Below are 12,443 nucleotides of genomic sequence, written 5' to 3' on the forward strand. Positions count from 1 at the left end.
TGGCTAATTATCTGCATAACGAAAAGACTCGATATGACTAGCTAAAAGACATAAAAAGATAGCTCATAATGATCGCATCTTCGTTGCCTTGCTTGGTTGGGTAATAGTTACGACGACGATCGACTTCATTAAAGCCCGCTTTTTCGTAAAGATTAAACGCATTCACATTACTTTCGCGAACCTCTAGCCAAGCGCTTTCCGCGTCAGCTTGCTCGCACATATCAAGGAAATGTTCAGTTAACGCTTTACCATACCCTTTGCCTTGCTGGCTTGGGTCTACCGCTATATTAAGTAACGTGACCTCACCAACAATGTTTTGCGCGAAGAAGTACCCGACCACTTGCCCATCGACTTCAAGAACATGATGACAAGCGCCTCGACTCTCAAGATCTCGAATCATGGTTTCAGACCATGGATGAGAATGTGCGGCCTGCTCAATCTGCCAAATGGCGTCTAGGTGTTGTTGTGAAGTCGGTAAAAATTGATTAGTCATAAGCACAAATTTGTTGCCATAAGTCGCGGCGATGTTGGTTATTACCGTTAATGTCAGACAGTAATGGCGATTGTAATGTTTTAGCCTTCAGCTCTTGAGCCGGCTCACACCCAGCAAACCACACCCACTCAACCGCCCCTAAATCCACAGAAGATAGGTGCTGAGGCTGAATGTGTAATGCCTGAGATAAGTCGAGCTTGATACTTTTGAGTACTCGTTCAAACATCACGGCGAGATCTTCCTGAGGCTTTTCAGGCGAAACCAACAGTAGCTTGCAGTCATTTGAGAGTGGCATCAATTCAGATTCATAACCCGCTAAACGCTCTGGGTGGCTAAGCTCCCATTGGCTAATGCCCATCTCTTGCAGGTATTGTGCGTGTGTTTGTGACATATCTAGCGGTGTAACCTTAGGTTTATAGTGGGCGACTTATTAGAGCGAAGTTAAAAACGAGCTCATCAGAGTTGGGCTGATACTAACAAAAAATAAAGGAGCATCAAGCTCCTTTATTTAGACTAAATCAGTTTGTATCATATTGCGTGGAAAATGGGCTTATAAGTCATTGAACTCAGGACTGTAAGCAATCTCACCAGAATGCCCTGCAAGCGCACCTTCAACTAACTCGATAGCTTGAAAGGCCCCCTCAGGCACATCCCAAGTGCAGCTCAAACCAAACTCACTCGCGGCCTTGAAACCAAAGCGGCCGTAATAGGCAGGATCACCAAGTACAACACAGGCTGGGTAACCAAAATCAACCAAAGTAGAGAAAGCATCTTCAACCAGTGATTTAGCAATGCCCTGGTTGCGGAACTCTTCTTTCACAGCAAGCGGTGCAAGCCCCTGCCAATTGTGATCGTCACCTTTAAGCGTGATAGGGCTAAACATCAGGTGACCAACCACCTCGCCTTCGTCAGAACAAGCCACCAGCGATAGCGTTAAATGGCTATTCTCACGCAAGCTCATAACCAAATTAGCTTCTGCATCTGTTTCAAAAACAGATTTCAATAAACGATCAATGACAAGTATATCTGCCGGTGCTTCAGTTCGAATAAGCATTCATTACCTCACTTTGTGTATCTGGGGATTGTACTCCCTTCTGCACAAAATCAGCTAATTGATTTAACAAAGTTTTCATAGGAGTCGGCAATAAGTCCAAATCTACGCTATCCATCAAGTTTTTGACTTCTAAACCAAGCTCGGTATCGCCTTCAATAGACAGTCTACGTTGGAAGAAAAGCGTATCTGGATCTTCTTTACGCCCCGCAATCAACACAAGGTCATTAAGATTCCCGCTAAAGCTTACATCTTCAGCCACCTCTTTATCAGCTACAACTAGTTGCTCATTTTTGTAACTAATACACCAACTTAACCCCATATCTTTTATTGAGACTTTAAGCCACTTATCTTCTAAGAACTCAAAGTCACCGTCCTCTAAAGCTTCCTTAAAGACATTCTTAAGCGCCTCCAACAAGGCTCTTTTTTGTACTGTTTTAGGCAATAACTGGACTGGAGATCGCAAAATTGATGCGGCATTTTGAACTAGTTGAGTGCGAATCTTGTTTATCACGTGACTTATCCGTAACTTTGTCAATAATATGGAATGCATCATAGATGATGTTAAGATCTCAGTTACTGTTATGTATCAAATTAACTTCTGTTTGATGCTCGACCTTTAATATCCTGAAAATCACAGTTATAGTAACTCAGGTAATGAGAATTACAGCAGATCGCTGCACTCACAGGTAAATATCGATAGCCACACAAAAAGTAATAAATATTTATCGATAGTGAATATTCAAGCTCTTGGAGAATTGGTAGTACTTTGATGCCTCCCCAGCAACTACAACATTGGTTTACCCAGCTAACTGCAAATAGTCCGTTCTTTTTTGCAGTACTTGATGCTCAACATAACTATTTTATGGTGAATGAGCGTTACTGCGATATTGCTGGTTTGAGTCAAACAGAGCTTGCAGGTATGAATGACCGCCAAACATTGGGAGAACAATTCTACCAACATCTTAAGCCTTACTATGAGCGTGCATTCAGTGGCGAAACGATTGAGGCCGAAGTCACCCTTAACGAAACTGACCTCGATACCAGCCTTCATTTCAGCCTATCTCCGCTTACCAATGGCAACAAAACCGACTACATCGTCTTTCACGCCTTCGACACATCAGAAAACCAAGTACTTGTCCGTTCTTTAGAAGAATCCGAAGCTAAATTCCACAAGCTATCTCAACTACTCCCAGACGGATTACTGCTCGTTGAAAGTGACTACATCTTGTCATCCAACCCAGCAGCAGCTCGCTTGCTTGGCTTTAACTCAACCACAGAGTTAATTGGCGAAGAATTGGGACGCCTATTTATCGATGAACAAACCAAAACAGTTTTCAATAATAACCTCACTTCTATTATTTCTGAGTCTGGTTTGGTTTGCTTAACGGGTGCCCGATGCGGCTTTGAACGTAAGGTTCAGCTCAACATCGACTCCACCACTGTTCTTGGAAGTAATACTCAGTTGGTGCTTATCCAAGACGCACAAGAAACCGCAAAACAATATACACCGGCAAACAGTGAAGATGCCTACATCGACGCACTGACTAAGCTCTATAACCGAGTTGGGTTTACAAAGCGTCTTGAGCAGTTCATTCACAACGATACACCAGTGGTGATGCTCTACTTAGACATTGATAACTTTAAGAATATCAATGATTCACTTGGTCATCACATCGGTGACAAGGTGATTAAAGAGGTCGCTTCACGCCTTAAACGCTTACTGCCCCGTAAGGCTGTGATTGGGCATTTAGGCGGGGATGAGTTTGGTATTATCCTGCCAGAACCTGAACATCAGCGAACACCTGAAATGCTCGCTGAAAAGATCATCTCCCTGATCAATCAACCCTTCGATCTTCACCACTTCAGTAAACGCTTGGCCTGCTCGATTGGTAGCGTGAACTTCCCTCAAGATGGTACTGATGCTCGTATCTTGTTGCAAAATGCAGACACAGCAATGTATGAAGCGAAAGATCGTGGTCGCAACCGCTTGATCAAGTTCAACGAACAGATGAACAAAGAAGCGCGTATGCGACTGTGGCTGGAGATTGAGCTTCAGAAAGCGCTGCAACAAAATGGACTCGAGGTTTGGTACCAACCAAAAGTAAATGCCCGTGATTTCACCATCAACGGAGCAGAAGCTCTAGTTCGTTGGAAACACCCTGTCGAAGGCTACATCAGCCCTGCTGCTTTCATCCCAGTTGCAGAACGTGCAGGTCTTATCGAGCAGCTTGGTCGTGTGGTGATGCGTGAAGTATTCGCAACAGTTAAACGCTGGAAGATGCAGGGGATCCTACCTGGCCGTGTGGCAATCAACCTTTCTCCTGAACAGTTTGGGAACCCGAAACTGATTGATTACATGGAAAAACTGCTGCGTTCGACAGAACTAGACCCAAGTGCGATTACATTTGAGCTAACGGAAAGCGCGGTGATGAGTGATAGTGAACACACACTTCAAATGCTTAACGCCATCAAGAAACTTGGCTTTGCTCTCTCCATAGATGATTTTGGTACTGGTTACTCTTCACTGTCTTACCTTGCTCGCTTCCCAATTGATGAGCTAAAGATAGACCGTGCTTTCATCTCCGATATCGATACCCTACCAAAGCAAATCACCGTAATTGAAAACATCATCAACCTGGGTAAGTCTCTCGATTTAACTGTGGTTGCTGAAGGTGTCGAAACTAGTGAGCAAGCGACTCTGCTGTCTAATCTCAACTGTAGTTCGATTCAAGGCTTCCACTTCTACCGTCCGCAACCAAAACAAGATGTCGAAGAGTTGTTTGCCCAAAACCGCCGCCATAAGAATTAAGTACCTCATATTTAAACCAAGCCAACATGTAAAACGGTCACTCGTCAGTACCTCAAACGGAGTAAAAGCAGATTTATCCATCTAAACCTGCCTTACATCAATTCCGTCATTCACAATTCTTCATAAAATGCTCGCTTCAACTCAATTCTACTGGTAGTGAGCAAATGGAACTCTTATGCCCAGCGGGTAACTTACCTGCTTTGAAAACCGCTATTGATTGTGGTGCGGATGCTGTCTATATCGGATTCAAAGACGATACCAATGCCCGACACTTTGCAGGCCTAAACTTTGCGGGTAAAAAGCTCGATCGTGCTGTGCAGTATGTGCATGACCACAACAAGAAAATTCATGTTGCCCTAAACACGTTTGCTCACCCAAATGGCTTCGACCGTTGGACCAATGCCGTAGACAACGCTGCTGCGCTAGGTGTCGATGCACTGATCATCGCAGACATCGCGGTGCTTGAGTACGCAGCAAACAAATATCCAGATCTAGAACTGCATCTATCGGTACAAGCATCAGCGACCAATGCCGCTGCTATCGACTTCTACCATAAAAACTTCAACGTTAAGCGTGTGGTACTGCCGCGTGTATTATCGATTCATCAGGTCAAACAGCTTTCTCGTAATATCACTTCTGACGTTGACCTTGAAGTATTCGCTTTTGGTAGCTTGTGTATCATGGCAGAAGGCCGTTGCTACCTCTCTTCATACATGACAGGCGAATCACCCAATACCGTTGGTGCTTGTTCTCCGGCGAAATACGTTCGCTGGCAAGAAACAGAAACAGGCCTCGAATCTCGATTGAACGAAATCCTTATCGATAAGTATGAAGCAGGTGAAAACGCAGGTTACCCAACGCTGTGTAAAGGCCGCTTTGAAGCAGAGATCGACGGTGAACGTAAGCGCTATCACGCACTTGAAGAACCAACCAGCCTAAACACGCTATCAATGCTGCCAGAGCTTTTCGCAGCCAATGTTGCTTCAGTGAAGATTGAAGGTCGTCAACGTAGCCCAGCTTATGTAGAACAAGTAACTCGTACGTGGCGCGCAGCCATCGACCGCTACTTAGCAAATCCTGAACAATACCAAGTAGAACAAGCTTGGAATGCGACACTGGCGAATGTATCGGAAGGTACACAAACCACGCTTGGCGCTTATCATCGTAAATGGCAATAGAGCCAAATGGAGAACTCAATGAAATACGCATTAGGCCCTCTACTTTATTTTTGGCCAAAACAAGACGTTGAAAGCTTCTATGAGCAAGCGAAATCAAGCTCTGCTGATATCATATATCTCGGTGAAGCCGTGTGTTCAAAGCGTCGTGAGATGAAAGCAAAACACTGGATGGACATCGCTAAAGAGCTGTCTGCTTCAGGTAAGCAAGTGGTACTGTCGACCATGGCGTTGCTCGAAGCGCCAAGTGAAGTTAACATCATGAAGAAGTACATCGATAACGGTGACTTCGCGATTGAAGCAAACGACGTGTCTGCAATTCAACTGGCCAGCGAAAGCAAAGTCCCTTTCGTGGTTGGTCCTGCGGTGAACACCTACAACGCACGCACGCTGAACTTGTTCTTGAAACAAGGTATGACGCGTTGGTGTATGCCGGTTGAGCTTTCTCGCGAATGGTTAAGTAACGTAATGACCCAGTGCGAAGAGATCAATATTCGTAATAAGTTCGAAGTAGAAGTATTTAGCCACGGCTACCTACCGCTTGCTTACTCAGCACGCTGCTTTACCGCTCGCGCGGAAAACAAAGCTAAAGACGATTGCGAAACCTGCTGTATCAAGTACCCAACAGGGCTACAAGTAGAAAGCCAAGAAGGCCAATCAGTATTCAACCTTAATGGTATCCAGACCCAATCGGGCTACTGCTACAACCTAGTCAATGATTTACCCAACATGCACGACCTGGTTGATGTGGTTCGCTTAAGCCCACTCGGCGTTGATACCTTCTCTGAAATTAATAACTTCAGAGCGAATGAACGCGGTCAAAACCCGATGAAGATTGAAAGCTGCCAATGTAATGGTTACTGGCATCAGCTTGCCGGTTTAGACGTCAAAAACATCTAAATACTATTTTCAAAACGAAGCGATTTTCAAAACGAAAAAGGTCTAGCACATGCTAGACCTTTTTAGTTCGTCTCAAGAAAATCGACCTATGCCATTGCGGTTTCCATCGGCGAGGCGTCGAGCTTCTTTACGTCTTTGTAGAGCATCACCATTACCACCGCGCTCAACGCGATATTAGACAGTGGATATGCAATCCAGATCCCCGGCACACCGTACAACTTAGGCATAATGTACAAGAAAGGTAACTGGATCAGCATATTGCCTATCGTTACAAACATCGCCTTGCTGCCCTTGTTTACCGCTTGGTAATAAGCGCCCGCTACCACTAAGAAACCATCAAGCGCCAATGCAAACATGTGTAGTCGAATACCTAATACTGTGTACTCAACTAACTGAGGTTCGTCCGAGTTAAAGACTGATACAAACTCACGTGGGAATGCGTTCAGAAGCAGCACGAACGCCACACCAATCAATACCGAACTCAGCATCGCAATCTTAAGTAACTTACGAATGTTCGCTTGGTTACGCGCACCATGGTTGTAGCTCACCAAAGGTTGCATGCCATTGGCGATACCTTCAGCCGTGAGATAATAAACCGTCACGATGTAGCCCAAAATCGCGTAAGCACCAATCATCAACTGGTCGCCATATTGGGAGAACAACGCATTGTGCAGCGCCACCATCATCGAACCATAAGCGTACATAAAGAAGCTTGATGTACCAATGGCGAAGATCTGTGGGATAACCGATAGCTTCAGTCGTAACTCATTCCAACGTAAGCGTAAATTTGCTCGACGTGAAAAGAAGTAAGCCAGACCTAAGCCCGTTACCACAAATTGTGCGATAGCTGTTGCTAGTGCCGCGCCCATCAACTCCCAACCATACAGAGCGATAAACAGGTAATCGAGTACGATATTAATCACAGCACCAACGATCATCAATATCGTCGCTAAATTAGGGCTGTCATCGTTACGCAGTAGAAACGGCATCGCGATCGAACCTAGCGTGAAGACACTAGCACCAATCAGAATGTGTAAGTACTGCAAGCCAAGTTCATACACTCGCCCTTCAGCGCCCTGCCAAAGCAAGAAGTTATCAGCAAACAAAAACAGCAATGCGGAGACAATAGGCGTTATCGCTAACAACAAGGTTAAGCCCGTTGCTAAGATCTGCTTAGCGCCTTGAGTATCTTTTTCACCTTGGCGAATCGAGACCAGTGCACCGGTACCCACGCCCACCAACATACCAATACCGAGAATCGAACCAATCACAGGCCACGCAACATTGATACCTGCAAGTCCATCAGCCCCCACATAGCGGCCAATGAAAATGCCATCCACCACTTGGTACAGGCCATTAACCAACATGGCTGCCACGGTAGGGATTGTGTATCGCCAAAACTGACGACTAATTGAGTTACTCATTTCTTACTCTACTTTCATTTGTGAGTCGCATATCAACAAGATATGACTCGAAAAATTAGTTAATAAGGCTAACTAAATATCTAAATTATTTACTTCAAAGCTTTATTTAATAATAGGTTTAGCTGCTGAGATTCTTGCTCAGACAAACGACTTTCCAGTATTTGTGCCATGACCTGATAGATCTTACTTTCTTCTTCTAAGCCGACTTCAGCTTTGCTGGTCAGTACAACCAACTTAGACCTCGCATCTTCGAGCGAAGCTTTACGCTCAACAAGCCCCTTTCTCTCTAGTCTCTGAACCATAGTGGTTGCTGAAGGCTTGGTCACCTGCATCTCAATCGCAAGATCAGTCAATCGGATCGGTTCAGGAGAAGATTGAATGACCTTCAAATAGTCATACTCATTGAAGCTCAATTGGCAAATAGGGTCTTCATTTACCTGAGTTCGCCATATCTTTGAAGCGAAGCGCTCAATCTTTTCTAAATTCTGGTTTAGCATACTCACCCAATCAAAGAATAGCATTTAGTTAGCAAGGCTAACTATTTTAGTGTTGTTTAAATAAAAAGCAATCAAAACGAGATGAAGATCATAAAAAAGGAGCATAAAAAAACCGCTGACAGGCAGCGGCTTCTCGGAGTCAAAATGTATTGCTTACTTAGCGCTGGCTTCTTCTTCAGCCTCAGCTAACTTAACTTGTGCTAAGTGCTCGGCTTTAAGCGTGGTGAAGATACGGCTTAGCTCTAAGAAAGAGTAACGGTGCTCTACATATTCATACACGTTGAAAGAGACTGACAACTTGTACAAAGAGATCGCATTCGCGTAGTCACCATTCATATGGTAACGCTTAGCAAGGTAGAAGTACGTCTCTGTTAGACGCTGCGCTAGTAACGTGTTGTCACGAGTACCGGTTAAGATCGCCTTAAAAGCCTGCTCTTCTGTAATGTCATCAAGCATGATGGCAACTAGCACCCAGCCCCACTGCTCATCGCGACTCTCGTAACGTTTTTGTAAATCAAGCTTAGCTTGCTCTGGCGTTAGCTCATGCTGAATAATATACAACCAAAGAGCGCGAAACGGATCGCTAGGATCATCGGCGTAGTGCTTCATCATCTCTTCATTGGCTAAGTCGTAACGTTCGCCATAATAAAGCGCGATAGAACGGTTTCTTTCTGCGTAAGAGTTTGCAGGATCAAGCTCTAACGTAGAATCAAAAGATTCATAAGCCGCATCAAACTCCCCTACCTGCGTAAAGTAAACACCCAAAAGATTGAAGATATCAGGTTGAGCTGGGTTCAATGAAAGAGATTGGTTGAAGTCGAGACGCGCGAGATCACGCAGGCCAACACTATCGTAGTAGTTACCACGTTCAAACAGCATCTTAGCTCGAACTTCATCGTTCAAATCTGGGCGCTGTAATAACTGACTAAGACGTGCAATTTGAACTTCTTGCTGAACGCTTGGTTGCAGTGGCACAGCCATCGGTGGATAAACCCAACGTGAGGCGTTATCTGATGTTGTCGCACAACCTGTTAGTACAAGCAGTAAACACATACTCGCGGTTTGAAACCATTTCACAAATAATTACTCCTGTTATGACCGCAATAAAAAAGGGGAGCGATATGCTCCCCTTTATAACATGCTTTGTTGACGATAGGTTAGAAATCACTAAAAAGCGATATCACCATCGACACACTGAGAATTACTCAGCAGCAGGTGCTTCGCCTTCAGCTGGCGTTTCAACTGCTTCTTTCATGCTTAGACGTACACGGCCTTGACGGTCAATTTCAAGAACCTTAACAGGAACTTCTTGACCTTCAGTTAGGTAGTCAGACACTTTCTCAACGCGCTTGTCAGCGATTTGAGAGATGTGTACTAGACCATCTTTACCTGGAAGGATAGTAACGAATGCACCGAAGTCAGCTAGACGAGCAACTTTACCTTGGTAAATGCGGCCAACTTCAACTTCAGCTGTGATCTCTTCGATACGACGGATAGCTTCTTTAGCAGCTGCGCCTTCAGTAGCAGCAATCTTGATTGTGCCATCGTCTTCGATTTCGATTGTAGTACCAGTTTCTTCACAAAGAGCACGGATAACTGCGCCGCCTTTACCGATAACATCTTTGATCTTATCAGAGCTGATTTTCATTGTGTGGATACGTGGAGCGAATTCAGAGATATCTTCACGAGCACCAGAGATAGCTTCATCCATTACAGAAAGGATGTGCTTACGTGCACCTTGCGCTTGGTTAAGTGCAATTTGCATGATCTCTTTAGTGATACCTTCGATCTTGATGTCCATTTGAAGTGCAGTGATACCAGCGTTAGTACCTGCTACTTTAAAGTCCATGTCACCTAGGTGATCTTCGTCGCCAAGGATGTCAGAAAGAACAACGAAATCGTCGCCTTCTTTAACAAGACCCATTGCGATACCCGCAACAGAAGCTTTGATTGGAACACCAGCATCCATAAGCGCTAGAGATGTACCACATACAGAAGCCATTGAAGAAGAACCGTTAGATTCTGTGATTTCCGATACAACACGAACTGTGTATGGGAATTCTTCAACAGAAGGCATTACTGCTTGGATACCACGTTTAGCAAGCTTACCGTGACCAATTTCACGACGCTTAGGAGAACCAACGAAACCAGTTTCACCTACACAGTATGGAGGGAAGTTGTAGTGTAGAAGGAAGTTGTCTTTCTTCTCACCCATTAGGCTATCGATGATTTGAGCATCACGTTGTGTGCCAAGCGTTGCAGTAACAAGTGCTTGAGTTTCACCACGAGTGAATAGAGAAGAACCGTGTGTACGTGGAAGAACACCAGTACGTACGTCTAGCGCACGAACCATGTCTTTTTCACGGCCATCGATACGTGGGTTGCCAGCGATGATGCGGCTACGTACTACGTTTTTCTCTAGAGAACCAAGCATGCCGCGGATTTCGCGCTCATCTAGGTTTTCGTCTTGTGCGATTAGAGCTTCAACAACGTCGTTCTTGATTGCGCCAACTTGCTCGTAACGAGCCATTTTTTCAGTGATCTGGTACGCGTCAGATAGACGTGTTTCAGCAAGTTCAGCAACTTGAGCTTTAAGCTCTGTGTTAACTGCTGGTGCTTCCCAGTTCCAAGATGGAGTTGCAACTTCAGCAGCAAACTCGTTGATTGCTTTGATTACAACTTGTTGTTGGTCGTGACCGTAAACAACAGCTGAAAGCATTTCTTCTTCAGATAGGTTATCTGCTTCAGATTCAACCATAAGTACTGCGCCTTCTGTACCAGACACAACTAGGTCTAGTTTAGAGTTTTCAAGCTCAGTATTTGATGGGTTAAGAACAAGTTCGCCGTCGATGTGACCAACACGTGCAGCACCGATAGGACCATTGAATGGAGCACCAGAGATAGCAAGTGCAGCAGACGTTGCGATCATAGTGATCATGTCTGGGTTTACGTCAGGGTTGATAGAAACAACCGTAGCGATAACTTGAACTTCGTTTTTAAACGCACTTGGGAAAAGTGGACGAATTGGACGGTCAATCAGACGAGCTGTTAGTGTTTCGCCTTCAGATGGACGACCTTCACGCTTGAAGAAACCACCAGGGATTTTACCCGCAGCGTATGTACGCTCTTGGTAGTTAACTGTTAGAGGGAAGAAGTCTTGACCTGCAACAGCTTCTTTCTTAGCAACAACAGAAACGAATACTGATGTATCATCCATAGTCGCCATTACAGCAGCGGTAGCTTGACGTGCAATTACGCCCGTTTCTAGAGTAACGGTGTGGTTACCGTACTGGAACGATTTTACAACTGGTTTTTCAAACATTGTATATCCTTAGCTCTAAAGTCAAACTTTAGATTAAGTGAATAATGACTCAAGATATTACCAATCGCGACTAGTGAAAAGGGACTTAGGATGGTGACTCTTTGTATGAGTTCATACGCCGAATTAAGACCAAATCCGCCTTTGAATAGTCGCGACCTATTGGCCGACATCTGTGACTGTAATCTCTTGAGAGGTTGATTGCCAAACGCTGAAAACGCTATAGGCGGGCGTAGTATAAACTATTTTTATTAGGAGATATATTTCCTATCAGAAAAAGCCAGATGATATTCTGAGCATCCGGCCTAGCATTTTCTTACAGGCACAAAAAAAGGAGCATAAATGCTCCTTTTCTTCAAACTGTCTTTGCAGACATCGCTATTAGCGACGTAGGCCTAGACGCTTGATTAGGTCTTGGTAACGAGCAAGGTTTTTGCCTTTCAAGTAATCAAGAAGCTTACGACGGCTAGAAACCATACGTAGTAGACCACGACGGCTGTGGTGATCGTGTTTGTGCGCTTTGAAGTGACCTTGTAGGTGGTTGATAGAAGCAGTAAGTAGTGCTACTTGTACTTCTGGTGAACCTGTGTCGCCTTCAGATTGTGCGTATTCTGCAACGATTGCTGCTTTAGTTTCTGCATTCAGAGACATAATTCTCTCCTGATAAGAGTAAGTTTATATTTGTAGCAGCCAATCTCTGATTCAGCCGCTACGCGAGCCGAGGATTATAGGGAAGTTTGTCAGTTGGTGCAATAACAATCGAACCCATTAA

At 44.6% G+C, this 12,443-nt stretch carries 12 protein-coding genes; 3 read left to right on the top strand and 9 right to left on the bottom strand.

Annotated features, from left to right (window positions below; genetic code table 11):
• Positions 1-37: 37 nt before the first annotated feature.
• The 4 genes from rimI to ubiT all read right to left on the bottom strand — a co-directional run bounded on the left by rimI (position 38) and on the right by ubiT (position 2,058).
• Entirely contained in the window at positions 38-493 is a 456-nt protein-coding gene (rimI, locus tag OC193_RS12585) for a ribosomal protein S18-alanine N-acetyltransferase (protein WP_048664534.1), read from the bottom strand.
• The gene (locus tag OC193_RS12590) at positions 486-884 is read right to left on the bottom strand and encodes a DNA polymerase III subunit psi (RefSeq protein WP_048658151.1); all 399 of its coding nucleotides are present in this window, start codon (positions 882-884) and stop codon (positions 486-488) included. The genes rimI and OC193_RS12590 overlap by 8 nt, the downstream gene beginning before the upstream one ends.
• Positions 885-1,043: 159 nt before the next feature.
• Positions 1,044-1,547, bottom strand: a complete 504-nt coding sequence (locus OC193_RS12595) for a GNAT family N-acetyltransferase (RefSeq protein WP_017059241.1) — start codon at positions 1,545-1,547, stop codon at positions 1,044-1,046.
• Positions 1,531-2,058: a ubiquinone anaerobic biosynthesis accessory factor UbiT gene (ubiT, locus tag OC193_RS12600; protein WP_032545250.1), complete on the bottom strand. Its 528-nt coding sequence runs from the start codon at positions 2,056-2,058 to the stop codon at positions 1,531-1,533. Before ubiT ends, OC193_RS12595 begins: the two co-directional genes overlap by 17 nt.
• Positions 2,059-2,316: 258 nt before the next feature.
• Between ubiT and OC193_RS12605 the strand changes: the two genes are divergently transcribed.
• The 3 genes from OC193_RS12605 (at position 2,317) to OC193_RS12615 (ending at position 6,431) form a co-directional block, all read left to right on the top strand.
• Positions 2,317-4,356 (top strand): bifunctional diguanylate cyclase/phosphodiesterase, encoded by a 2,040-nt coding sequence (locus tag OC193_RS12605; protein ID WP_048658152.1) that lies wholly within the window; start codon positions 2,317-2,319, stop codon positions 4,354-4,356.
• Positions 4,357-4,520: 164 nt separating this feature from the next.
• Positions 4,521-5,534, top strand: coding sequence for a ubiquinone anaerobic biosynthesis protein UbiU (ubiU, locus tag OC193_RS12610; protein ID WP_017068227.1), 1,014 nt, complete (start codon positions 4,521-4,523; stop codon positions 5,532-5,534).
• A gap of 18 nt (positions 5,535-5,552) precedes the next feature.
• Positions 5,553-6,431 (top strand): U32 family peptidase, encoded by an 879-nt coding sequence (locus OC193_RS12615; RefSeq protein ID WP_048664533.1) that lies wholly within the window; start codon positions 5,553-5,555, stop codon positions 6,429-6,431.
• A gap of 86 nt (positions 6,432-6,517) precedes the next feature.
• Here OC193_RS12615 and OC193_RS12620 read toward each other — a convergent pair whose 3' ends face one another.
• From OC193_RS12620 to rpsO, 5 genes are all read right to left on the bottom strand, one after another.
• A complete protein-coding gene (locus tag OC193_RS12620; RefSeq protein WP_048664532.1) occupies positions 6,518-7,855 on the bottom strand; it encodes an MATE family efflux transporter in 1,338 nt (445 codons plus the stop codon).
• An 89-nt stretch (positions 7,856-7,944) separates the two neighbouring features.
• Positions 7,945-8,352, bottom strand: a complete 408-nt coding sequence (locus OC193_RS12625) for a MarR family winged helix-turn-helix transcriptional regulator (protein ID WP_009847536.1) — start codon at positions 8,350-8,352, stop codon at positions 7,945-7,947.
• Between the two features lie 153 nt (positions 8,353-8,505).
• Entirely contained in the window at positions 8,506-9,429 is a 924-nt protein-coding gene (gene nlpI / locus OC193_RS12630; protein ID WP_048658156.1) for a lipoprotein NlpI, read from the bottom strand.
• A 124-nt stretch (positions 9,430-9,553) separates the two neighbouring features.
• Positions 9,554-11,674: a polyribonucleotide nucleotidyltransferase gene (gene pnp / locus OC193_RS12635; protein ID WP_019819855.1), complete on the bottom strand. Its 2,121-nt coding sequence runs from the start codon at positions 11,672-11,674 to the stop codon at positions 9,554-9,556.
• Between the two features lie 378 nt (positions 11,675-12,052).
• Positions 12,053-12,322, bottom strand: coding sequence for a 30S ribosomal protein S15 (gene rpsO, locus OC193_RS12640; RefSeq protein ID WP_010436144.1), 270 nt, complete (start codon positions 12,320-12,322; stop codon positions 12,053-12,055).
• Positions 12,323-12,443: the final 121 nt, after the last annotated feature.

Origin of the sequence: Vibrio crassostreae (assembly GCF_024347415.1) — a bacterium.
In the GTDB taxonomy this organism is placed as follows: domain Bacteria; phylum Pseudomonadota; class Gammaproteobacteria; order Enterobacterales; family Vibrionaceae; genus Vibrio; species Vibrio crassostreae.